Source organism: Micromonospora sp. WMMD1219 (assembly GCF_049315215.1).
GTDB classification, from domain to species: domain Bacteria; phylum Actinomycetota; class Actinomycetes; order Mycobacteriales; family Micromonosporaceae; genus Micromonospora; species Micromonospora tulbaghiae.
This window is the reverse complement of record NZ_CP186057.1, coordinates 5,712,004-5,733,171: the sequence shown is the minus strand read 5'-3', so window position 1 is coordinate 5,733,171 and position 21,168 is coordinate 5,712,004. Positions and strand designations below refer to the sequence as shown.

Below are 21,168 nucleotides of genomic sequence, written 5' to 3'. Positions count from 1 at the left end.
CCAGCTCAGAGCCGATTTCGCGGCCGTCGTGACGGTCCCGCGCCCCCGTACACTCGCGCCCGTCCGGGCGTACGGGTGAAGGGGTGGAACGCCGATGCGGCGCGACGACACGACGGGGCTCAGCCGGCGGGTGGTCATGCTCGTCGACAACGCGGTCGAGGGCGACTCGCGGGTGCAGAAGGCGGCCCGCTCGGCCGCCGACGCCGGCTGGGACGTCACGCTGATCGGCTGCGCCCACGTCGACGCCGAACGCCGCTGGCGGCTCGGCGACGCCGAGGTACGCGTCCTGCCGCTCACGGATTCACCGGCCGTCGTCTCCAACCCGCCCGGCGTGCCCGGGCTGCGGGCGCGACTGGTGGCCCGGGGCGGACTGCCGTTGCGCGCGGCCCGGCTGGCCCGCCGGCCCGTGGAACACGCCCAGGTCCGCTACTGGCGGGCCCGGCTGCGCGACGGGGCCTGGCGGCGGCTGGAACCGGGGCTCTGGGACTACGAACGGGTCGCCGGCCCCGTCGTCGACGCGCTGCGCCCCGACCTGATCCACGCGCACGACTTCCGGATGCTCGGCGTGGCCGCCCGCGCCGTGGACCGTGCCCGCGCCGCCGGGCACGACGTGAAGCTGGTCTGGGACGCGCACGAGTGGCTGCCCGGCGCGCGTCCGCGTCGCGACAACGCCCGCTGGTTGCCCGCGCACCTCGGCTACGTCCGCGAGTACGTCGGCCACGCCGACGCGGTGGTCACCGTCTCCGACACGCTCGCCGACCTGCTGGTACGCGACCACGCCCTGCCCGAGCGCCCGACCGTGGTGCTGAACGCCCCGGTCACCGCCACCCCCGACACGGAAGCCCCCGGCCTGCGGGAGCGCTGCGGTCTGAGTCCGGACACGCCGCTGCTGGTCTACAGCGGGGCGATGGCCGTCCAGCGCGGCGTGGACACGGTGGTCGAGGCGCTGCCGCTGCTGCCCGGCGTACACCTGGCGCTTGTCGTCGCCGACCCGGCCGCCGCCTACGTCCGCCAGGTCGTCGCCCGCGCGGCCCGGCACGGGGTGGGCGACCGGGTGCACGTGCTGCCGTACGTGCCGCACCGTCAGCTCGTCGCGTTCCTCGCCACCGCCGACATCGGGCTGATCCCGCTGCACCACTGGCCGAATCACGAGATCGCGCTGATCACCAAGTTCTTCGAGTACGCGCACGCGCGGCTGCCGATCGTGGTCAGCGACGTCCGCACCATGGCCGAGACGGTCCGGGCCACCGGGCAGGGCGAGGTGTTCCGCGCCCGCGACGCCGCCGACCTGGCCCGTGCCGTCCGGGCGGTCCTCGCCGACCCGGCCCGTTACCGCGCCGCCTACGAGGGCGAGGACTCCCCACTGCCCGGGTGGACGTGGGAGGCGCAGGCCGAACGCCTGGACGCCCTCTACCGCCGCCTGCTCACCTCCAGGGGCCATGGTCAACTCCATCTCGGCGAGGTGGCGGCATCCGAGTGCCCGTGACCCCGCCATTTCGGGGGAGTGGTGTTGATCTTTCTCGGGCACGGGCGGGCGGGAGGGCGGGGAAAAGGGCTGGGCGGGAGGGTGCGGACCGGGCTACCGTCGAGGCATGCAGAGCAGGCGCACCCTTACCGCCGCGGCCGCGCGAGCTTCCCGCTCGCCGGTTGCCGCCGCCTGACCTGCCCCACACCCACGCCGGCGACCGGAAACGGTTCGCCGGCGTCGTCGTGTCGACGCCAACGCGCGCGGCGGGCCGTCCGGTCACCCGTACCCGGAAGGCACCCGCCATGACGCCCGACGAGATCATCAGGATGTTCCTCGACCACTACCACCGGCACGGCCATCAGGACGCGCCGGAGAGTTCACTGGTCCCGCCACCCGGCGACCCGGTGCTGTTCACCACGTCCGGCATGCACCCGCTCACGCCGTACCTGCTGGGGCGCCCGCACCCGGGCGGACGGCGGCTCGCGAACGTGCAGCGGTGCCTGCGCACGACGGACCTGGACGAGGTGGGCGACGACACCCACCTGACCGTGTTCCAGATGCTCGGCTCGTGGTCGCTCGGCGACTACGACATCGCGACCAGCCTGCGCTGGGGCTTCGAGCTGCTCACCGGCGGGTTCGGCATCCCGGTGGAGAGGCTGCACGCCACCGTCTTCGGTGGCGGCAACGGCGAAGGGCCGGACGACACCGCGCGGGACACCTGGACCGGGCTCGGCGTGCCGGTGGAGGCGCTGGGCGAGGACAACTGGTGGTCCAACGGCCCGACCGGCCCCTGCGGACCGGACTCGGAGATCTTCGTGTGGACCGGCGACGGCCCGCCCACCGGCACACCCAGCACGAATGCGCGGTGGGTGGAGGTGTGGAACCACGTGCAGATGCGCTACCACCGGCACCCGGACGGCCGGCTCACGCCGCTGCCGGTGTCCAGCATCGACACCGGCATGGGCCTGGAGCGGCTGGAGATGGTGCTGCGCGGCGACCGGTCCGTGTTCACCGGCGACGGGCTGCGCCGGTGGGTGGACGCGGTGGGGGAGCGGTGGGACCTGCACGGCGAAGACCTGCGCGTGGTCTCCGACCACCTGCGGTCCGCGGTGGTCGTGCTCGGTGACGGGGTACGCCCCGGCAACACCGGCCGCGGGTACGTGCTGCGACGGCTGCTGCGCCGCGCGCTGACAGTGCTGTGGCGCGACGACCCGGCGCGCACCCTGGACGACCTGCCGCCCGAGCTGTATGCGGACACGCTGCGCCGCTTCCGCCGGCCGGTCGATCCGGGAACACCGGGCGCGCAGCCGGTCGACGTCGGCTCGCTGCACGCGACGCTCGTGGACGAGGAACGTCGCTTCCGCGGGCTGCTGCGACGCGGGCGGCCACTCGTGGACCGGGTACGGGCGCGCGGGCCGCTGACCGAGCGCGACTACCACTGGCTGCACGACACCCACGGGCTGCCCCGCGACCTGGTCGACGGCCTGCTCGCCGAGGCGAGCTGAGCGACGGCCGGGTGAGCGGCGGCCAGGACGGCCGGGTGAGCGGCGGCCAGGACGGCGGCCGGGCGAGCACGGGCCAGGTCAGCGGCGGCGGCTGAGCGGTGGCCGCCCGGCCGGGCCGGTGCCAGACTCGGAGGCGGACGCCACGCGAGGGAAGCGGACGCCGCCGCGAGGAGAGGGCTGCCGATGACCGAGGTTCGGCCGGACGAGGAGACGGTGCCGCTGCTCGGCGCCGAGGTGCGCATCGCCGACGCGGCCGGGCTGCTCGCCGCCGCCACCGACGGGCCGGTGGAGTTGCTGGTCGACGGCGACTTCCCGGCCCCGGTGCGGGAAGTGCGCTGCACCGTGCGCACCGACGTCGCGGACGGGCAGTCGGTGCACCGCTTCGAGGCGTACCTGCGGGTGGAGAACTCACCGGCGGGCCTGCTCGCCCTCGGTCTGGCCGGGCCGGTCGGCGTGCTGCTCGCCGAGCGGCTGGCCGCGCGCGGCGGCGACGGCCCGGCCGCCGCGGTGGGCCGGATGGCCGCGGAGGCCGGGCGGCGGATCTGGCCGCGACCGGTCGCCACACTCGCCGCGCCGCCGGGCGACGACGCCGGCCGGGAGGTGCTGCGCACGGCCCGGGAAGCCGGGCTGCGGCCCCGCGTCGACCAGGACACCGGCACGGTACGCATCCGCGCCGACGTGCCCAGCGCCGAGGTGGGTCCGGCGCACCTGCGGGCGATGCTGGGCCTGCTGCTGCAGGCCGTACGCGAGTTGTCCGGCGACAGCGACGAGCCGGCCGTGCTGCGCGGACGGACGTACCTCGTGGGGCGGCGACCGGTGACGGCGGCCGGGCCGCGCAGCGCGGCGGTGACCCTCGACCAGGTCGGCGGCCTGTCCGACGTGGTCGCGCGGTTCCGCGAGGTGGCGGTGTCGTTCCGGCACCCGGCGGCGATGGCCCGCTGGGGCGCGCGCCGGCCGCAGGGCATCCTGATGTACGGCCCGCCGGGCACCGGCAAGACCATGCTGGCCCGGGCGCTGGCGAACGAGGTCGGCGCGGACTTCGTGGAGATCCGTACCCCGGAGATCCTGGACAAGTACCTCGGCGGCTCGGAACGCAACATCAAGCGCATCTTCCGGGAGGCACGCCGCTACCGGCGGCCCACGGTGATGCTGTTCGACGAGTTCGACTCGATCATCAGCTACGCCGGGGCGGGCGGCGACGCGGCCAGCCAGGCGGTCAACGCGGTAGCGGGCATCTTCAAGCAGGAGATGAACACGCTGTTCGAGGAGAACCCCGACGTCATCGTGGTCGCCACGACCAACTTCCCGCAGCGCGTGGACGCGTCGCTGATCCGCTCCGGGCGCTTCGACCTGAAGATCGCCATTCCGGCGCCGGACGAGACCGGACGCGCCGAGATCCTCACCAAGATGGTCCGCGAGCTGATCGAACGGCACGAGCGGCCGGGTTTCAAGATGTTCGCCGACGACGTCGACCCGGCCGCGCTGGCCGCCGACACGGCCGGGCTGACCGGCGCGGACCTCCGGGAGGCGCTGCGCCGGGTGCAACTCGCCAAGGCGCTCCGGGAGGCGGCGGAGGGTGCGCCACCGGCTCCGATCGGTCAGGATGACCTGCGGGAGGCCGTCGCCGGGTTGCGCCGCGGCTGACCGGAAGGAGTCCACGTTGTCCTCGTCCGATCTGCTGCTGTCCCGCCGTGACCTCGCGTTCCTGCTGCACGACTGGCTGGACGTGGCGCGGCTGACCGAGCGGCCCCGCTACGCCGAGCACACCCGCGAGACCGTCGACGAGGTGCTGGACCTCGCCGCCCGGGTCGCCGCCGAACGCTTCGCCCCGCACAACCGGGCCGCCGACACCGGCGAACCCACGTTCGACGGGCAGCGCGTGCGGACCATCCCGCAGGTCAAGGCCGCACTGGAGGCGTTCGCCGAGACCGGGCTGCTCGTCGCCACCATGGACGAGTCGGTGGGCGGGCTGCAACTGCCGCACACGGTGGCCGCCGCCGCGTTCGCCTGGTTCCAGGCCGCGAACGTGGGCACGTCGGCGTATCCGATGCTCACCCTCGGCAACGCCAACCTGCTGCTCGCCCACGGCAGCGCCGAGCAGATCGACACCTGGGTACGCCCCATGGTCGAGGGGCGGTTCTTCGGCACCATGTGCCTGTCCGAGCCGCAGGCAGGCAGCTCACTGACCGACCTCACCACCCGGGCCGAGCCGCAGGACGACGGCACGTACCGGATCGTCGGCACCAAGATGTGGATCTCCGGCGGTGACCACGAGTTGGCCGAGAACATCGTCCACCTGGTGCTGGCCCGCATCCCCGGCGCGCCGGCCGGCGTGAAGGGCCTGTCGCTGTTCATCGTGCCGAAGGTGCTGCTCGACGACGACGGCAACCTCGGGCCGCGCAACGACGTGGTGCTGGTCGGGCTCAACCACAAGCTCGGCTACCGGGGCACCACCAACACGCTGCTGAACTTCGGCGAGGGCGTGCACCGGCCGTACGGGCGGGCCGGGGCGGTCGGCTACCTGGTGGGCCAGCCGCACCAGGGGCTCGCGGTGATGTTCCACATGATGAACGAGGCGCGCATCGGCATCGGGGCGGGCGCCACAGCGCTCGGCTACACCGCGTACCTGAAGTCCGTCGCGTACGCCCGGCAGCGCCCGCAGGGACGGCCGGTCGCCGACAAGGACCCGACCACGCCGCAGGTGCCGATCGTGGCCCACCCCGACGTACGCCGGATGCTGCTGGCGCAGAAGAGCTACGTGGAGGGCGCGCTCGCGCTGGTGCTCTACTGCGGACGGCTGCTCGACGAGCAGAAGACCGCGCCCGCCGAGGCCGACCGCGAGCGGGCGCGGCTGCTGCTGGACCTGCTCACCCCGATCACCAAGAGCTGGCCGGCGCAGTGGTGCCTGGCCGCCAACGACCTGGCCATCCAGGTGCACGGCGGGTACGGCTACACCCGCGACTACGACGTCGAGCAGCACTGGCGCGACAACCGGCTCAACGCCATCCACGAGGGCACCCACGGCATCCAGGCGCTGGACCTGCTCGGCCGCAAGGTCACCATGCGCGACGGTGCCGCGCTGGAACTGCTGCTGGAGACCATCCGCGGCACCGTCACCCGGGCGTGGAAGGCGGAGGGGTTCGCCTCGGAGCTGGCCGGTCAGCTCGGCGCGGCGGTGGACCGGATCGCCGTGGTGACGCGGCGGTTGTGGGCTCCGGGTGATCCGGAGCTGGCGCTGGCGAACGCCTCGGTGTACCTGGAGGCGGTCGGGCACGTGGTGATCGCGTGGATGTGGCTGGAACAGGTGCTGGTGGTGGAGGCGCTGGGGTCGCCGGACGGGGCCGAGGGGGAGTTCCTGGCGGGGAAGAGGCAGGCGGCGCGGTACTTCTACCGGTGGGAGCTGCCGAAGGTGGGGGCGCAGTTCGACCTGCTGGAAGGACTGGACCGGACCACGCTGGACATGCGCGAGAGCTGGTTCTGAACTGCTAGGGGTTGCGTGAGGCGGACGGGTGCCGTCACCACAGAGCCACTGCCACATACCTCAGCGAGCCGTGGATCTTGTTAACGACTCATCCAGTCTGCGTGCCGGGTCACGCGGGGGTGCCGGGTCACGCGATCGTCACCACGGTCGACGCACAGTTCGCTGGTCCCGTGGTCGATCCAGTAGGTCTGTCCGGCGCCGATGAAGGTGGGCTGTCGCAGGTAGAACCAGTGCTGCACCACGTTGACGAGGATCAACCGGTCCGCAGTCACACGCTCGGCCATCGCCCATCTCCTCAAACGCCATCGCGCCGCATTCGTACGCCTGATGTCGTCCTACCGTAGTTGTTCCTGACGATCAGGCGGCGCCACGCTTGCTGACCGGCCGGCGGCGCAGGCTCGGGTTGAGCAGGGCCGGGGGCAGGTAGGCCTGGTCGAGCCGGGTGACATCGGTGCCGGGCGCGACGATCTCGTCGATCCGGTCGAGGATCTCGTCGGTGAGCGTGACGTCGACGCCGGCGAGCAGGTCGTCGAGGTGCTCCATCGTGCGCGGGCCCAGGATCGCGCTGGTCACGCCGGGGTGTGCGATGGCGAATGCCATGGCGAGGTGGGTCAACGGCATGCCTGCCTCGTCGGCGAGCGGGACGAGTTGTTCGACGACGTCGATCCGGCGCTCGTCGGTGAGGTGCTTGGAGAAGCGGGCGCGGCGCAGGTCGTTCTGCTCGCCCTTGCGGACCCGGCCGGTGAGCATTCCCTGCCCGAGCGGGCCCCACACCAGCGTGCCCATCCCGTAGCGCTGCGCGGCCGGCAGCACCTCGCTCTCGATGCTGCGGTTGAGGATCGAGTAGGGCGGCTGCTCGGTGTGGAAGCGTTCCAGCCCGCGTCGTTCGGCGACCCACTGTGCCTCGACGATGTCGGATGCGGGCATCGTGGACGACCCGATCGCCCGGACCTTGCCACTGCGGATCAGGTCGGAGAGAGCGGAGAGCGTCTCCTCGATGTCGGTGTCGGGGTCCGGACGCTGGATCTGGTAGAGGTCGATGTGGTCGGTCTGCAGGCGGCGCAGGGAGCTCTCGACCGCGGTCATGATCCAGCGGCGGGATGCGCCTCGCTGGTTGGGGTCGGTGGCCGCGGTTGCGCCCGGCGTCCGGGGCAGCGTGTTCAGCCTCGGAAGGCCCACCTTGGTCGCGAGGACGACGTTGTCCCGGCGTCCCTTGAGGGCCCGGCCCACGATCTCCTCCGAGTCGCCGTACGCATCGGCGGTGTCGACGACGTTGATGCCCGCGTCCAGCGCCTTGTGAATGACCTTGATCGAGTCGTCAGGATCGGGGTTCCCGATCACCGTGGCGAACATCAGCGTGCCGAGCGCGTACGGGCTGACCTTGATGCCCGTCCGCCCCAGGGTGCGGTACTGCATGAGCGTCTCCCTGCGGTATCGTCGTATGCGGAATGTCTTTCCGGAACTATACGGAAAACCTTTCCGGAAAAGCAAGGGAGGCTTAGCTGTGCCCGACGACACACCAGACTTCGTTGTTCGCGAACGCGCCCCGCGTCGGAAGCGCACTGACGCACGCCGCAACATCGAGTCCCTGCTCGAAGCGGCGAAGACGGTCTTCAGCAGCGTCGGCGTCGACGCCCCCGCCAAAGAGATCACCGATCTGGCCGGCGTCGGCGTCGGCACGCTCTACCGGCACTTCCCGCAGCGCTCCGACCTGATCAAGGCCGTCATCGAACGCGAGATCGACGCCTGCGCCGACGCGGCCCCGGCGCTGGCCGCCGCGCACGAGCCGGGGGTCGCCCTCGCGAAGTGGCTCGATCGGTTCACCGCGTTCGTCGCGACCAAACGCGGCTTCGCCGCGGCCCTGCACTCCGGCGATCCGGCGTTCGACGGCCTGCCCGGATATCTCATGCAGAAGCTGGGACCGGCCCTCGAGGCCTTGCTCGAAGCCGCGACAGCCAGCGGCGAGGTCCGAGCCAAGATCAGTGCCCAGGATCTGCTGTACGCGGTGGCGAAACTCTGTGCGCCCATGCCCAACGAGGACCCCGACTACGGCCGGCGCATGGTCGCGCTCCTCGTCGACGGACTACGGTCCGGCGAATCCCCGCACTGACGTATTCACCGTCGGCCGGCCATGCGTGAAGCACCACGGTGCGCTCCGTCCCGCAGCCGATGCTAGGTTCGCCCGCATGGCGGTGCAGATCACGGCCGGGCAGTTCCACGCGGCCGACGGTGTCGAGGACTGGCGCTGTCTCTACCACGTGGTCTCGGCGTATTTCCGCACCGGCTCACTGACCAAGGGCATAGCGTTCGTCAACGAGGTCGGCCGGCTCGCCGGTGGCGCGGAGCAGCAGTACGTCAACATCGACCTGCGTCACGCCGGCGTCACCGTGTCCCTGTTGTCGCGCGACGTTGCGCTGGCCCGGCGCATCTCGGCTGCCGCCAGGGACTTGGACATCCCCGCCGACCCGACCGCCGTGCAGCTCGTCAACGTCACCCTCGACGCCCTGGTCGGGGCGGACGTGCTGCCGTTCTGGCGGGCGCTGCTGGGTTACCGCCAGATCGATGACGACTATCTGGCCGACCCGGCGCGCCGGGGTCCGGGCTTCGGGGTGCAGCCGATGGATGCTCGGCGTCCACAGCGCAACCGCATGCACCTCGATGTCGCCGTCCCACATGATCAGGCCGAGGCCCGCATCGCCGCCGCACTGGCTGCGGGTGGCCAGCTGGTCTCGGATGCGCACGCGCCGAAGTGGTGGATCTTGGCCGACGTCGAGGGCAACGAGGCGTGCGTCGCCACTTGGGTCGGCCGATGACAGCGGCCCAATGGCTTGACCGTCGGCCACACTCACGGCATGACAACGACGATCGTGCCGATAGCCATCGCCCATCCGGCGTTCGATCAGGTAGCTGCTCTGTTCGACGACTACCGGGTGCACTACGGCCAACCGTCAACCCCACAGATCACCCGCTCCTGGCTGCACGACCAGATCGCACAACAACGGATATCCGTCGCTGCCGCCGTCCGAGCTGACCGCGTCCGCGGCTTCATCACGGTCACGGTCACGCCGGCATCGCTCATGCTGGGCACCTCATGGTCAATCCGCGACCTCTACGTGGCCCCGCACCATCGCCGTAGCGGTGTCGCGAACGCCCTGCTCCAGCACGTCATCCGCAACGCCCGTGCCGCCGGTGCGCATCGCGTCTCACTCCAGACCGAGACCGACAACATCCCCGCCCTGACGCTCTACACCGAGATCGGCTTCCAGCCCGTCACCGGCCTGGAACTACTCAACCTCACCTTCGATCCCGCCCGCCAGGATCCAGGAGACGCGGCCTGACTGTTCCACCACCCGGCCTCGATCGAGGACGTACAGGGATGGGGTCGCAGACGCCTACCTCGGAGCCCTCCCATCGCGGTTCGCGACACGACAGCATGCAACGCACGCTCATCGGCAGGTGTGAAAGCTGGCGAGGGCTGGCGGCATCCGGCGTCTATGCCGGGGCGGGCGGGTTCAGCCACGCCATCGGTGCGCCGGTGAGGGCAGCGTCGGCGAGGCGGTGAGCGGAAGCGGTCTTGAGTGCCGCCCGCGAGCTGTCGATCCAGCGCTGAACGTCCGCGACTCCCTGGTGCCGGTACTCGACCGCTTGAACAAGGCACTCCAACTTGTCCGCGTCGCGGGCCACGACCGCCTCCAGGGTTTCCCCGGCCTCGTACTCGGCGACGGCAGCGGTGATCACGTCTGCGACGGCCGGCGGGCAGTCGGCGATCTGGTCGGCGGTGACGGCGGCGTTGGGCGCGGCGGTGAGGTAGCGCTTGGCGATGTGCGGGATGTCGGTGATCCGGGTTTCCTGCGTGTCGTGCAGGACGCACATCATCGAGACCCTAGCCGGGTCGGCGCCCTCCATGGCTGCGAGCATCATGCCGATGAGCGCTGTGCGGAACGAGTGTTCGGCGATCGACTCCGGGTGCTTCACGCCGGCGAACCACCATCCGGTGCGCGCTGCGCGCTTGAGCACGCCGGCCTCGAAGATGAAGCTCATGGCTCCCGCGTCAGGATTTTCGCTCATCGGAAGCGCCCTCTCATCAGGCGTGCTTGTCGACATCGCATCCCCTCGCACTTCTCACTCGATGGGGAGACGATAGACAAGGTCGTATCGGCCGCCTGGTAGCACGATGTCGGCCGTCTCCACCGGCGTGCGGCTCGCCGTGTAGGTGCGCTCGATGGTGTGCACGAACGTGCGGGCCGGCAGGTTGAGCGCCTCGACCTCGTCGGCGGTCGCCGAGCGAAGGCTGACACGCTCCACAACCTCGTCGACCCGTACTCCGATGGTGTCCATGCGTGCGACGACGCCCTTGATGTCGCTGTCCTCAGGCCACTCGACCGGCGTACCCTGGGTGACCGCAAGCGGTTCGTACGACACGGAGAGCTGTATCGGTTCGCCGTCGGCGAGGAAACGGTACGACGTCCGCATCACGGGCGCTCCCGGTTCGACGCCAAGCCGGGCGGCAGTCCGTTCATCGGCCTGTTCGTATCGGCTGTCGTGCTCCCACGTGCCCGACTCGGACGGCAACTTGGCTCCAGCGGGGAGTTCTCCGGACAGGATCGCGGCGCGAAGGTCCGCAGCGATCGTCAGATAGGCAGGCAGCGTTGACACGTCGACAGCACCTCCGGTCGGCCCAACCAGTCGACCACAGAGCACGGGGGAGTGGCAGGTAGGAGCGTCGATGCGAGAGCACCGATCCACGTACACTGGCGCACGGGTATGCCGGCTCACCAGCCGGTGCCGAAGTCCCAGCCCTCGTCCTGGGAGGCAGGCGAGACATGGCGAGCAAGGCCGACACGATCGGTGCCCGGATTCGCTACTGGCGGATGCGCCGTGGCGGGATGAGCCAGGCAGTCCTCGCTGGGCTCGCCGGAGTCAGCCAGTCCTACATCTCCCAGGTCGAGTCCGGCCGCAAGACGATCGACAGACGGTCCACCCTGGTCGCCGTCGCTGCCGCGTTGCAGATCACGGTCGCGGATCTGCTCGGTCAGGGCACCGAGACGGGCGACCCGGCACGCGAGCGCGCGGCGGAGTGCGTGCCGGCGATCTGGTCGGCGCTCATCGAGATCGAGGACGGTGAGCGGCGCCCGTCGACGCGTACGCCGGAAGAGTTGGCGGCGGGCATCGCGCGCAGTGAGCAGCTGCGCCATCGCTCGAACTTCCCGGCCATGGCCCAGATGCTGCCCGGCCTGCTGTTGGAGGCGGCTGCGGCGGGCGGACCGGCGCTCGCGCAGGTGGCGTACCAGGCGTCAGCCTGCCTGCGGCATCTCGGGTACCGCCACCTGGCGTTGAACGCGGCGCGGGTGGCGGTGGCGGCTGCGGAGGACGTGGAGGAGGCCGCGTGGCTGGGAGCGACCCGCTTCGCGTACGCGCAGAGCCTGCCGATCGAGTCGGCCCCACTGGCCGCGCGGGCGGCTGACCGGTCGCTCGCGGAACTTCAGTCCGCCGCCTCCGATGAGCGGGTCCGGCAGATGCTCGGCCAGTTGCACCTGTCGGCGGCTCTGGCCTCGACAGTCAGCGGCCGCCTCGACGCCGCGCGCGACCATCTGACCGAGGCCGCGCGGGAAGCGGCGACTTTGGGCGACCCCGCGGACGGCATGGGGTTCAACGGCTGCGGGTTCGGGCCGACGAACGTGACGCTGTGGGAGATGTCCATCGCGGCCGAGTCCGGTGAGCCGGGCCGGGTGATCGAGCTGTCCCGCACGGTACGGCCGCAGGTGCTGGCGGCGTCGATCCGGCAGATGTCGTACTGGCTCGACCTCGGGCGGGCACTGGCCGATTCCGGTCGCCGGGACAACGAGGCGATCGCAGCGTTCGTGCGCGCGGAGCAGGCAGCGCCGGTGCCGTTCTCGCTCAACCCGCTCGCGCAGGACGCCGTCGTCGCGATGGCGCAGCGGGCCAAGCGGCGGGCCGTGCCGAACGAGCTGCGTCTGCTGGCGGGGCGTCTGGGCATCAGCCTGGCGGCATAACCAGCGGTAATTTCTCCATCACCATGCGGCCTTAGTGTCCGTTTTCGGGTGAGGAAACACCTCATCCTGCCGAGCGCGACGCCGCACTCCCTGGTGGAGTGATCCGTCGCGCCGGAGCGGACGGAGGTGGTGATGGGCGGTCGGAACCGTTGGCGCCCCACGGGCCCGGAGAGGCAGAAAGCGGAATGGGAGGCGGCGAAGCGGAGGATCCTCGGGCTGGCCGAATCCGATCACACGCAGACGACACCATTCGACTCGACAGCGACGCGCGCGCACCGGGACGCGGACGTCGCCGCACCCTCCAGGTCGCGCAGGCGTCTGCCGTACGAGGGCTACCTCCTCGCCGTCGCGTCGACGCTCGTACGCCGGCATCGCCCGGCCTGGTCGTGGCGGAAGTGGCGGTGGGTGTGCCGGTGTGGTGCGGAGCTGCCGTGCCGCAACCGCCACCGCGTACCGATCAATCGCGGTCACTGGCCGTCGCAGGAGGACCAGTGAGAACTGCGGAACAGGCGATCCTGGCGGTGCACGTACGGGGTCTGGACGGGATGTGCGTGGGTTGTCGGCTGTGGTGGGCGCGGCTGACTCCGTACCCCTGCTGGCAGGTCGCGTGGGCGACCAGCCGGCAGGCGCGCGCGAGCGTCGCCCGCTTCCTGGGGGTGCGCGGGTGAGCACCCACGGGCCGGTGCTGCCGGTCTGGTCGTGCGGTGGGTGCGGTGCGCCGTGGCCGTGCGCGACGCGGCGGCGGGAGCTTCTTGCGGAGTACGAGGGTGCGCCGGTGTCGCTGGCGGTGTACCTGGGGGCGCAGTTGGTGCGGGCGACGGCGGACCTGAGCTGGGCGCCGGCCGGGACGTTGCACCGGCGGTTCCTGGGGTGGGTGCGGTGAGCGTGCTGCGGCCCGGCGACGAGAAGTTCCACTACAGCGACGGGTCGCACCGGTGGACGGCGCCGGATCCGGAGTACGACCAGGACGTGTGGGAGGAGCAGGTTCGCCAGCACAAGCTGGGTCACCTGCGTAACGAACGCCCAAGGGTACGCATCCGACGGATCGTTTGATTCCAGCCAGGTGCGAGACTGAGCGGGTGACTCACCCGCTCGCGCGCCGCGTCTACGACACCTGCCATCTCACCGGCCGGTTCGCTCTCCGCTCGGGGCAGGTCAGCGACGAGTACTTCGACAAGTACCTGTTCGAGGGCAAGCCGGAGTTGTTGCGCGAGGTCGCCGAGGTGATGGTGGCCCTGCTTCCGGAGTGCGACGTGTTGGCGGGGATGGAGATGGGCGGTATTCCGCTCGCCACGGTGATGTCGCAGCTGACGGGTCTGCCCACGGTCTTCGTGCGCAAGCAGGCCAAGGAGTAAGGCACCGCGAAGGTGGCCGAGGGTGGGCCGGTGGACGGTCTGCGGGTCGTGGTGATCGAGGACGTCGTGACCACGGGAGGCGCGCTCCTGGCCTCGTGCGGACACCTGCGGTCCGTCGGTGCACAGGTGGAGACCGTGGTCTGCGCCATCGACCGCGAGCAGGGCGGCCGGGAGAACCTGGCGGCCGAAGGGCTGCGACTCCGCGCCGCCCTCACCCGCCGGGACCTGGAAGCCGCACTGACGGTGTGAGGCTCGAACCGCAGTCTCTGCTAGGGCTGGGCCGGGCCGTTGCTGCCGTTGTACGAGTTCTTGGCGGCGACCACGGCCGCCTGGATGTGCTCGGGGTCGACGCCGTGGACGTTGAGCGGTGGGTGCAGACGCCGGACGAGTTCGGCCTCGATGTCCGCCGGATCGGGGTCCTCCGCCCAGGTCAGGCGCAGGTGCTCGTGCATCCACGCGGTCAGCCGTGCCTCGTCCTCGGGGACCAGGACGACCCGGTCGGTCCAGGTCGTCCGGTAGCCCTCGGACACGAGAAGACCGGCCAGCGTGCGGCGCAGCGTCGAGCTGCCCGAACGCCTCAGGTGGTTGCGCAGGATCCGGCCGCGCAGGCTGGTTGCTCGCCCGAGGTAGAGCATCCGCCGCGACGGGTCGCTGTCGTTCGGCGGTCCGGGGAGGTCGGGGAGGACCGAGGGAGCAGCCCACCAGGCGTAGACGCCGCTGCCGCGGGCCAGCCGCTTGACGGCGACATCGAGTGCGACCGGTGCACCGGAGAGCAACCGCAGGGCCTCGTCGAGCCGGTCTTCGTCGGTCGGGACGTCGGCGGGTCGCCGTTCGGGGAAGGTCACCGGGACCATCCTAGGCGCTTGGGGCATCGCGATCAGGTGGCAGGGCGACCAGGACGCGCAGCGCCGACGAACGACAGTGTCCATGTCGGTAGTCTGACCGGGTGAACCATGACGCCGCGTCGATCCTGCGTGGCCTCGTGGCGAACCGTCGTCCCACCCCACGAGCGATCAGCCGTGCCTCCGGCCGAGCTGAATCGACGATCCGGCAGCTTCTCAGTGGTGCCGTCCCGCCAGAAGCCGACGTCCTCCACGACATCGCTCCCGCATTGCAGATGCCGGTGGCGGACCTCTTGGTGATCGCTGGGTTGCCTGTCGCGGATGTCCCCGCGAGGGAAGGGGCCTACGCGGCGAGCCAGGAGATCGGCAGCCTGGTGGCTGTCGCCAGCCGGCTCTCACCGCAGCAGGTGCGGCAGCTGATCACGCACGCGGAGGACCAGGTTGAGTGATCTCTCGCGACGTCCTCGACAGGGGGAGCCGAGGTGACCGAGGTGCCCGCGCGATCCGCGGCGGATCAGCGCACCTGATCTCGGCCGGCGCGTCCCTCGACTTCTACGCTCCGGATGCACGCCGGTCCCTGACCTGGCGCGACGCTTCGGTGACGCCCGCATGAATCTGGTGTCGGCGTTCGTACCGATCTGGATCCTCACCGCGGTCGGCTACGCGGCCTGTCGCTGGGGCCTGCTGGGCGAGGCGGCGGCGTCGGTGCTCGGCCGGTTCGTGTTCCACCTCGCGATGCCGGCCGCCCTGCTCCTGGCCCTGGCGCGGATGCCGCTGTCCGGGTTCGCCGGCCGCTCGCTGCTCGCCTTCGGAGTGAGCACAGTCGCGGTGATCGGGCTCGGATGGGCCGGCGCGAGCCGGCTGTTCGGTCGCGAGCCCGGCGAACGGCCGATCTGGGGCATGTCCGCCGGGTACGTGAACTCGGCGAACCTCGGCATCCCGATCGCCACGCAGGTTCTCGGCGACGTGTCGTTCCTGGCGGCGGTGGTGCTGCTCCAGGTCCTGGTGGTGACGCCCGTGATCCTGGTCGCCCTGGACCGGCACAGCGACCCGGCCGGGCGGGTGCGGGTCCGCCGGATCGCCTCCCTGCCCGTACGCAATCCGGTGATCCTGGCGTCGCTGCTCGGTGTCGCGTGCTCGGCTGCCGGCCTGCGGCTGCCGTCGGCGGCCGCCGCGCCGCTCACCCTGCTGGCGGGTGCCGCGGTTCCGGCGGCCCTGGTCGCGCTCGGCGCGTCGCTGCACCGCACGGCGCCGTCGCGGTCAGAACCGGCCCGGACGGCCGGGCCGGCCGAGCTGGCCGCGATCAGCGCGCTGAAGCTCGTCGCGCAGCCGGTCATCGCGTACGCGGCCGGACTGGCCCTGGACCTGTCCGCGCCGCAGTTGCTCGCCGTGGTGGTGTGCGCGGGCCTGCCGACGGCCCAGAACACGTTCATCTTCGCTCAGGAGTACGGCGTCGGTGAGGCGGTGGCCAACCGGGCGGTGGTGGTGACCACGACGCTGTCGCTGGCCACCCTGGCCGCGACGGCGACGCTGCTCGGGTAGGTCGGCCGATCACCGCTACGAGGGGAACCGCCTCCAGTGCCCCTCGGAGACGACCTCGACGGTGCCGTCGGTCACCGTGATGGCCGTCTGGTCGTCGATCGCGTACGCCGGACCCGCGATCTCGGCCGCCCATCTCTCGGCAGCGGCCATGGTGTTGTCCGGTTCGAGGCCCAGGTGCGGGAAGATCGAGAAGTCGACCAGCCCCAGCGTGCGGTCGTCGGGTGCGGACTGCCACTCGACGAATTCCGTGCCGATCCGGGGGGTGAGCACCATGCTGCCGGCACTCAGCCCCACCCAGACGGTGTCGAGCAGCGACGGCAGGAGATCCGCCAGCCCGGACTGCCGCATCCAGTGGCACAGGTACGTCGCGTCGCCGCCGTGCACGAGCAGGACGTCGGCCTCGCGGACCCAGGGGACCCACCGCTCCTCGCCGATGCTCGGCAGTGCTGTCAGTTCGAGGACGCCCAGCGACTTCCAGCCCAGCCCGCTCATGGGTAGCGGCGTCTGACCGGTGATGAAGCGCCAGGCGGAGGCCGGTCCGCCCATCGGATAGGCCGCCGTGGGGATGCAGAGGGCGCTGGATTCGGCGATCGGCTTGCCCAGCAGGCCGACCAGCGCATCGTTGATGCTCGGATTCTGGACGCCCGCGGATGTGAGAAGTAGCTTCACGCTTGCCTCCGGTACGTAGCGGTCATGACGCTCTCCCCGGGAGTCGGGAGATCGGGTGCACGGGTATGCAGACCGGGGGCCGCAACGAAACTCATCGCTGTCGCGACCCCTCATACCCTCCGAGGACGTGGTGTCACTCGCGGATCTCCATCTCCGTCACCAAGCCGTCGTCGAGGCGGTAGACGTGCGTGACGGTGTGGTCGGCGAGCTTCGCTCCGGCCTTGTCGTGGACGACCTGATGAACGGTGACGGCGACGCGGCCGTCGGCCTCCGTGCTGAACGCGGTCGGCGTGACGACGGGCTCGAGCTGGTCCCACTGCCGGCGCCAGTAGGCGGCCACCTCGTCCCGGCCGTGGACGACGCCTCCCTCCCAGCCGTTGGGCCACGAGACGTCCGGCGTCAGGGCGGCCAGCAGCGTGGGGACGTCACGCCTGTTGAAGGCCGCGTAGAGGTTCGTGAGCAGGGCCTGGGAGGTGGGGCGCCTCGGCACATCCATCGAGCCAGCATGGCCGGTGGACGAGAGCGCATGAAGACCTCTTCGCGGTCAGCAGAACGCGAGCAGCGCCGGACGGTAGGGGGAGCGGTGTCGTCGACGTGGCCACGTGTGCTCACCGTCTTGTGCGGATGCGTCGTACCTCGACGTAGCGGCGGATCTTCGCTGCGGTTCCGCAGTCCTCCATGCTGCACCAACGACGGCTGCGGTTCTTGCTCTCGTCGATGAACAGGAAGCGGCAGCCTGCGCATCGCTTGATCCGGTCGAGCGCACCCGTGGTGAGAAGCTGGACCGCCGCGTGGACCACCGGCCGTAGGGGCCGGGCAGGCGTGTGGTCGTCCCGCCAGGACCAGGCGAATGTCTTCCCGCGCACGAGCTGTGCGTGGGCGAGCGCGTCGGCTTCGTCGTCGCGCAGCCGGGTCAGCGCCGCCACGCCCGGGTCCTCGCCGGCGGCCAGTGGCCGGAACACCTCGTCCAGGTAGTCACGGGTGCGCAGTGCCTGTGCGAAGGCGGTGTGGGTGCTGTCCGGACTGTCGCGGGACAGCCGGCGCAACGCCGCCGCTTGCGTCTCGGTGAGGGTGCCCGCGTACACGCTCCAGGAGATCAGCTCGGCGTAGCCGGTGAGCACGTCATCGTCCGGAGGCCCGTCGGGTGGGCCGGCGCGGGTGTTGAGGAAGTCCAGCGCGAGGTCGCCGCCCACCAGGCGCATCCGCGTCACCCCTGCTGTTTCCATCAAAGTCGACTTTACCAGTTGCCCCGGCGACGGGAACATTCTTAGAGTGTTTCCGTCATAGTTGGTTTAGGGGGTAACGATGGGTCAGGCGCTTGCACACCGGCGGGCAGTGGGAGCGCTGATCGGCCTCGCCGGCGGAACGTTCCTCTACACCGCAGCCGAGGCGCTGCCGATCGGGCTGCTGTTGCCGATGGGCGTGGACCTGGCCGTGCCACCGTCCCAAGTGGGCATGCTCGTCACCGTGTACGGCGCAGTGGTGATGGTCGCCTCGGTCCCGTTGACGGCGCTGGTGCGCAGAATCCCTCGCCGACGGTTGCTGTCGGCGCTCCTGGCCGGCTTCGTCGTCAGCAACGCGATCACGGTTTTCACGAGTACGTTCACCATGCTGATGGCAGCCAGGATCGCCACCGCCGCCACTCATGCGCTGTTCTGGGCGGTCGTCGTGCCGACCGCGGCTGAGCTGTTCCGGCCCGGACTGCACGGACGGGTGGTCGCGGTCGTCTTCGCCGGCGGCAATGTCGCTCTGGTCCTGGGCGTGCCCGCGGGCACCTGGCTGGGTGAACGTGCCGGCTGGCGGGCAGCGTTCCTGGCGGTGGCCGGGCTCGGTGTGCTCGTCCTCGCCGTGGTGGCCTGGTTGCTGCCGTCGACGGGGCCGGCGCAGGGGCACGCCGCCCGGGGCAGAACCCCCGACTCCCGCCGATTCTGGCTCCTGGTCGTCGTGGCCGTCCTGTCGACCGGCGGTGCCATCGCCGCCTACACCTACATCGCCCTGTTCGTCACCGAGGTCAGCGGATTGCCCGCCGCGTCGATCGCGACCATCCTGCTGGCGCGCGGCGTCGCCAGCGTCCTCGGCATCCTCGCTGCCGGACCGATCGTCGACCGCAGCCCGTGGTCCGCCCTGGTCGCGACCGTCGCACTGCAATGCGTGGCGTTGTTCGGCCTGTACGCGTTCGGCCACCACCCGGCGGTTGCCGTCGTCCTGATCGCAATCGCCGGACTGGGGTTCGCCGCGTTCACCGCGGCGCTCGGCGGACTCGTCCTTCAGGTGGCGCCCGGCCGCTCCGATCTCGCCGCCGCGACGCTGTCCGCCGCCGTCAACGTCGGCATCACCGGCGGCGCCTTCGTCGGCGGCCTCATGCTGGAAAGCCACGGTGTCGCCAGCACGATGATGATCGGCGCCCTGCTCGGCGCTGTCGCCCTCGCGCTCGCCCTCGGCGAACGACTCATCCCGCCGCCGCGCGGCGAGGGCGGTGCGGCGACGCCCGCGCCCGTGGGCCGCCGCGCCTCCCGGCCCGCGTCCCTTCCATAGGTGCGGACGTCCACCGATCGCGGGCGTGAGCGTGTCGGCAGCTCACGGCACGCTAGCTTGGGGGTACCCGAGGCAGAGGAGAGCCGGTGTGGGCACTGTGGTCCTGTACAGCTCGGTGTCGGTGGACGGCTTCGTCGCGGACGAGAACGACCAGCCCGGACCGCTGTTCGATTGGTTGACGAGCGGTGACGTCCCGCTGGACGACAGCGGCGCGCTGACGGTGTCGCAGACGTCCTACGACTACGTCCGGCCGTACTGGGACCGGATCGCCGTGACGGTCGTCGGCCGGCACGTCTTCGACCTGACCGGCGGCTGGGACGGGACGCCGCCGAGCGGGATCGACCACGTGGTCGTCGTGACGCACCGGCCGGCACCCGAGGACTGGAACGCCGAGGCGCCGTTCCACTTCGTCGACGGCGTCGAGGCAGCCGTGGCCAAGGCGCAGGAACTCGCGGGGGACCGCATCGTCGAGGTCGCCGCCGGCGACGTCGGAGGCCAGGCGCTCGCCGCGGGCCTGGTCGACGAGGTGCGCATGGACGTCGTACCCGTGGTGTTCGGGTCCGGGAAGCGCTTCTTCGGGTCGGTCGACGCGCAGCACCTCCTGGAGGATCCGGACGTGGTGCTCCAAGGCGATCGGGTGCTGCACCTGCGCTACCGGGTGCGCCGTTGACCGGCCGGACGGTGCGCATCCGGTCCACCGCGATCGGTGATCCACCGATCGCACCGAGGGTCAGAGCAGTGCGAGTTGGCCCGGCATCGGCTCGTCGTCGAGGCGAGCACCGAGCTGCCACAGCCGTAGCCGATCGTCCTCCTGATGGCGGGTGAGCCAACGGCCTGGCTGGTACGAGGGGTGGACGGCACCGGATCCCTGATGGTGCGGGTAGCGCACCTGGGACCGGCACCGGAGGCTGAGCGCCGACAGCAGCAGATGACCCTCGGCATCGTTCGGCGGGCCTTCGGTGCTCGGAGCGGCGAGGATCAGCTCCTCGCTCAGGAACACCGCCCGGTCCACGTGCCGGCAGCCCGCGAGGCCCGGTGGCGCGCCCGGCAGATCTTCGAGGTGCCGTGCTGTGACTACGGCGTCGGAGGCGATGTCGCGGACGGACAGGAAGCCGTCGAGCGTCTGGGTCAGGTAGTGGCCGCCGGCCGGGCTGAAACCGGCGAGATCGCCACCGGCCAGCGGCCGTGACACGATGCGCTCGGCGTCCAGCCTGATCAGCACGGCGCGTGACCGGTCGGGATCGAGCAACGTCAAGCCGGTCCAGACGCCCCCGGGTGCGTGCAGGAACCACGCGGCCCCGGGACCGGGCAGCGGCGTGCGATGGATCTCCGCGCCGCTCACGCCGTTGACGGCGACAAGTTCCTCGGTGTCGCCAAGACGGATCCAGAGGACGTGGTCGCCGTCGAGGTGGAAGTCGGCGCTGGCGCTGCCACCGAGCCGATCCCAGCTGCTGCGCCACCGCACCACGCCGTCGTGGCCGAGCACGACGATCTGGTGCGCGTCGCCCGCCGCGACGAGTCGACGGGTGGCGCTGACCTTCATCCGCGGGTCGTCGAGAGGCGCCGCGAGTCGCGCCACGCGACCCAGCTCGTGGTCGAACAGGTGCACAGTGAAACGGTCCTGTTCGGTGACCACCCAGCCGAGGCCGGTTGCCTGCGTGACATGTCGAATGCCGGGAAGCCGCACCTGGTTGATCAAGCGGGGTTGCATCGCGGCAGCATAGAACCACTTCGGCGAAACCGTCGGGCCGTCTGCG

The 21,168-nt window shown here is 71.1% G+C and carries 23 protein-coding genes and 1 pseudogene; 15 read left to right on the top strand and 9 right to left on the bottom strand.

Annotation, left to right across the window (positions count from 1 at the left end; genetic code table 11):
• Positions 1-94: 94 nt before the first annotated feature.
• The 4 genes from ACN27C_RS26845 to ACN27C_RS26830 all read left to right on the top strand — a co-directional run bounded on the left by ACN27C_RS26845 (position 95) and on the right by ACN27C_RS26830 (position 6,454).
• Positions 95-1,486, top strand: coding sequence for a glycosyltransferase family 4 protein (locus ACN27C_RS26845; protein ID WP_422748944.1), 1,392 nt, complete (start codon positions 95-97; stop codon positions 1,484-1,486).
• Between the two features lie 284 nt (positions 1,487-1,770).
• Positions 1,771-2,973, top strand: a complete 1,203-nt coding sequence (locus tag ACN27C_RS26840; protein WP_422748942.1) for an alanine--tRNA ligase-related protein — start codon at positions 1,771-1,773, stop codon at positions 2,971-2,973.
• A 183-nt stretch (positions 2,974-3,156) separates the two neighbouring features.
• Complete coding sequence (locus tag ACN27C_RS26835; protein WP_422748940.1) at positions 3,157-4,617, top strand: ATP-binding protein; 1,461 nt, start codon at positions 3,157-3,159, stop codon at positions 4,615-4,617.
• Between the two features lie 16 nt (positions 4,618-4,633).
• Positions 4,634-6,454, top strand: coding sequence for an acyl-CoA dehydrogenase (locus ACN27C_RS26830; RefSeq protein WP_422748938.1), 1,821 nt, complete (start codon positions 4,634-4,636; stop codon positions 6,452-6,454).
• Positions 6,455-6,534: 80 nt separating this feature from the next.
• On the opposite strand, the gene ACN27C_RS26825 is transcribed toward ACN27C_RS26830, so the two are convergent.
• Both ACN27C_RS26825 and ACN27C_RS26820 read right to left on the bottom strand, forming a co-directional pair.
• Positions 6,535-6,738: a hypothetical protein gene (locus ACN27C_RS26825; RefSeq protein ID WP_421500560.1), complete on the bottom strand. Its 204-nt coding sequence runs from the start codon at positions 6,736-6,738 to the stop codon at positions 6,535-6,537.
• Positions 6,739-6,811: 73 nt separating this feature from the next.
• On the bottom strand, positions 6,812-7,870 hold the full coding sequence (locus ACN27C_RS26820) for an aldo/keto reductase (RefSeq protein ID WP_422748936.1): 1,059 nt from the start codon (positions 7,868-7,870) through the stop codon (positions 6,812-6,814).
• A gap of 88 nt (positions 7,871-7,958) precedes the next feature.
• On the opposite strand from ACN27C_RS26820, the gene ACN27C_RS26815 reads away from it, so the two are divergent.
• The 3 genes from ACN27C_RS26815 to ACN27C_RS26805 all read left to right on the top strand — a co-directional run bounded on the left by ACN27C_RS26815 (position 7,959) and on the right by ACN27C_RS26805 (position 9,792).
• Positions 7,959-8,564: a TetR/AcrR family transcriptional regulator gene (locus ACN27C_RS26815; RefSeq protein WP_422748934.1), complete on the top strand. Its 606-nt coding sequence runs from the start codon at positions 7,959-7,961 to the stop codon at positions 8,562-8,564.
• Between the two features lie 76 nt (positions 8,565-8,640).
• Positions 8,641-9,267 (top strand): VOC family protein, encoded by a 627-nt coding sequence (locus tag ACN27C_RS26810; protein ID WP_422748932.1) that lies wholly within the window; start codon positions 8,641-8,643, stop codon positions 9,265-9,267.
• Positions 9,268-9,306: 39 nt separating this feature from the next.
• The gene (locus ACN27C_RS26805) at positions 9,307-9,792 is read left to right on the top strand and encodes a GNAT family N-acetyltransferase (RefSeq protein ID WP_422748930.1); all 486 of its coding nucleotides are present in this window, start codon (positions 9,307-9,309) and stop codon (positions 9,790-9,792) included.
• Between the two features lie 154 nt (positions 9,793-9,946).
• Here the strand turns inward: ACN27C_RS26805 and ACN27C_RS26800 are convergent, their stop codons facing one another.
• On the bottom strand, positions 9,947-10,522 hold the full coding sequence (locus ACN27C_RS26800) for an HD domain-containing protein (protein ID WP_422751678.1): 576 nt from the start codon (positions 10,520-10,522) through the stop codon (positions 9,947-9,949).
• Between the two features lie 54 nt (positions 10,523-10,576).
• Complete coding sequence (locus tag ACN27C_RS26795) at positions 10,577-11,110, bottom strand: UTRA domain-containing protein (protein ID WP_422748928.1); 534 nt, start codon at positions 11,108-11,110, stop codon at positions 10,577-10,579.
• 167 nt (positions 11,111-11,277) lie between these two features.
• On the opposite strand from ACN27C_RS26795, the gene ACN27C_RS26790 reads away from it, so the two are divergent.
• The 4 genes and pseudogenes from ACN27C_RS26790 (at position 11,278) to pyrE (ending at position 14,072) form a co-directional block, all read left to right on the top strand.
• Positions 11,278-12,468, top strand: a complete 1,191-nt coding sequence (locus tag ACN27C_RS26790) for a helix-turn-helix domain-containing protein (RefSeq protein ID WP_120570270.1) — start codon at positions 11,278-11,280, stop codon at positions 12,466-12,468.
• Positions 12,469-12,716: 248 nt separating this feature from the next.
• Entirely contained in the window at positions 12,717-13,136 is a 420-nt protein-coding gene (locus ACN27C_RS26785) for a hypothetical protein (protein ID WP_422751677.1), read from the top strand.
• 211 nt (positions 13,137-13,347) lie between these two features.
• Positions 13,348-13,521 (top strand): hypothetical protein, encoded by a 174-nt coding sequence (locus tag ACN27C_RS26780; protein WP_162959105.1) that lies wholly within the window; start codon positions 13,348-13,350, stop codon positions 13,519-13,521.
• Positions 13,522-13,547: 26 nt separating this feature from the next.
• A pseudogene (pyrE, locus tag ACN27C_RS26775) lies at positions 13,548-14,072 on the top strand (orotate phosphoribosyltransferase).
• Positions 14,073-14,092: 20 nt separating this feature from the next.
• Here the strand turns inward: pyrE and ACN27C_RS26770 are convergent.
• On the bottom strand, positions 14,093-14,677 hold the full coding sequence (locus tag ACN27C_RS26770; RefSeq protein WP_422748926.1) for a GIY-YIG nuclease family protein: 585 nt from the start codon (positions 14,675-14,677) through the stop codon (positions 14,093-14,095).
• A 92-nt stretch (positions 14,678-14,769) separates the two neighbouring features.
• On the opposite strand from ACN27C_RS26770, the gene ACN27C_RS26765 reads away from it, so the two are divergent.
• Complete coding sequence (locus ACN27C_RS26765; protein ID WP_422748924.1) at positions 14,770-15,114, top strand: hypothetical protein; 345 nt, start codon at positions 14,770-14,772, stop codon at positions 15,112-15,114.
• A gap of 160 nt (positions 15,115-15,274) precedes the next feature.
• Complete coding sequence (locus ACN27C_RS26760) at positions 15,275-16,207, top strand: AEC family transporter (RefSeq protein ID WP_422748922.1); 933 nt, start codon at positions 15,275-15,277, stop codon at positions 16,205-16,207.
• 15 nt (positions 16,208-16,222) lie between these two features.
• Here ACN27C_RS26760 and ACN27C_RS26755 read toward each other — a convergent pair whose 3' ends face one another.
• From ACN27C_RS26755 to ACN27C_RS26745, 3 genes are all read right to left on the bottom strand, one after another.
• Positions 16,223-16,876: a Type 1 glutamine amidotransferase-like domain-containing protein gene (locus ACN27C_RS26755; RefSeq protein WP_358193263.1), complete on the bottom strand. Its 654-nt coding sequence runs from the start codon at positions 16,874-16,876 to the stop codon at positions 16,223-16,225.
• A gap of 133 nt (positions 16,877-17,009) precedes the next feature.
• On the bottom strand, positions 17,010-17,372 hold the full coding sequence (locus tag ACN27C_RS26750; RefSeq protein ID WP_422748919.1) for a nuclear transport factor 2 family protein: 363 nt from the start codon (positions 17,370-17,372) through the stop codon (positions 17,010-17,012).
• 112 nt (positions 17,373-17,484) lie between these two features.
• Positions 17,485-18,102, bottom strand: coding sequence for a CGNR zinc finger domain-containing protein (locus ACN27C_RS26745; RefSeq protein ID WP_422748917.1), 618 nt, complete (start codon positions 18,100-18,102; stop codon positions 17,485-17,487).
• 109 nt (positions 18,103-18,211) lie between these two features.
• Between ACN27C_RS26745 and ACN27C_RS26740 the strand changes: the two genes are divergently transcribed.
• Entirely contained in the window at positions 18,212-19,411 is a 1,200-nt protein-coding gene (locus ACN27C_RS26740) for an MFS transporter (RefSeq protein ID WP_422748915.1), read from the top strand.
• Positions 19,412-19,499: 88 nt separating this feature from the next.
• Positions 19,500-20,081, top strand: coding sequence for a dihydrofolate reductase family protein (locus tag ACN27C_RS26735; RefSeq protein ID WP_120570261.1), 582 nt, complete (start codon positions 19,500-19,502; stop codon positions 20,079-20,081).
• A gap of 60 nt (positions 20,082-20,141) precedes the next feature.
• Here the strand turns inward: ACN27C_RS26735 and ACN27C_RS26730 are convergent, their stop codons facing one another.
• Positions 20,142-21,110, bottom strand: a complete 969-nt coding sequence (locus ACN27C_RS26730; RefSeq protein ID WP_422748913.1) for a hypothetical protein — start codon at positions 21,108-21,110, stop codon at positions 20,142-20,144.
• Positions 21,111-21,168 lie beyond the last annotated feature (58 nt).

Bases quoted from the DNA above. Each gene is read 5' to 3' on its own strand.
- ACN27C_RS26770 (WP_422748926.1), bottom strand. From the start codon at position 14,677: ATGGTCCCGGTGACCTTCCCCGAACGGCGACCCGCCGACGTCCCGACC.
- ACN27C_RS26835 (WP_422748940.1), top strand. From the start codon at position 3,157: ATGACCGAGGTTCGGCCGGACGAGGAGACGGTGCCGCTGCTCGGCGCC.
- ACN27C_RS26745 (WP_422748917.1), bottom strand. From the start codon at position 18,102: ATGGAAACAGCAGGGGTGACGCGGATGCGCCTGGTGGGCGGCGACCTC.
- ACN27C_RS26805 (WP_422748930.1), top strand. From the start codon at position 9,307: ATGACAACGACGATCGTGCCGATAGCCATCGCCCATCCGGCGTTCGAT.
- ACN27C_RS26825 (WP_421500560.1), bottom strand. From the start codon at position 6,738: ATGGCCGAGCGTGTGACTGCGGACCGGTTGATCCTCGTCAACGTGGTG.
- ACN27C_RS26820 (WP_422748936.1), bottom strand. From the start codon at position 7,870: ATGCAGTACCGCACCCTGGGGCGGACGGGCATCAAGGTCAGCCCGTAC.
- ACN27C_RS26750 (WP_422748919.1), bottom strand. From the start codon at position 17,372: ATGGATGTGCCGAGGCGCCCCACCTCCCAGGCCCTGCTCACGAACCTC.
- ACN27C_RS26840 (WP_422748942.1), top strand. From the start codon at position 1,771: ATGACGCCCGACGAGATCATCAGGATGTTCCTCGACCACTACCACCGG.
- ACN27C_RS26845 (WP_422748944.1), top strand. From the start codon at position 95: ATGCGGCGCGACGACACGACGGGGCTCAGCCGGCGGGTGGTCATGCTC.
- ACN27C_RS26790 (WP_120570270.1), top strand. From the start codon at position 11,278: ATGGCGAGCAAGGCCGACACGATCGGTGCCCGGATTCGCTACTGGCGG.
- ACN27C_RS26800 (WP_422751678.1), bottom strand. From the start codon at position 10,522: ATGAGCGAAAATCCTGACGCGGGAGCCATGAGCTTCATCTTCGAGGCC.
- ACN27C_RS26760 (WP_422748922.1), top strand. From the start codon at position 15,275: ATGAATCTGGTGTCGGCGTTCGTACCGATCTGGATCCTCACCGCGGTC.
- ACN27C_RS26810 (WP_422748932.1), top strand. From the start codon at position 8,641: ATGGCGGTGCAGATCACGGCCGGGCAGTTCCACGCGGCCGACGGTGTC.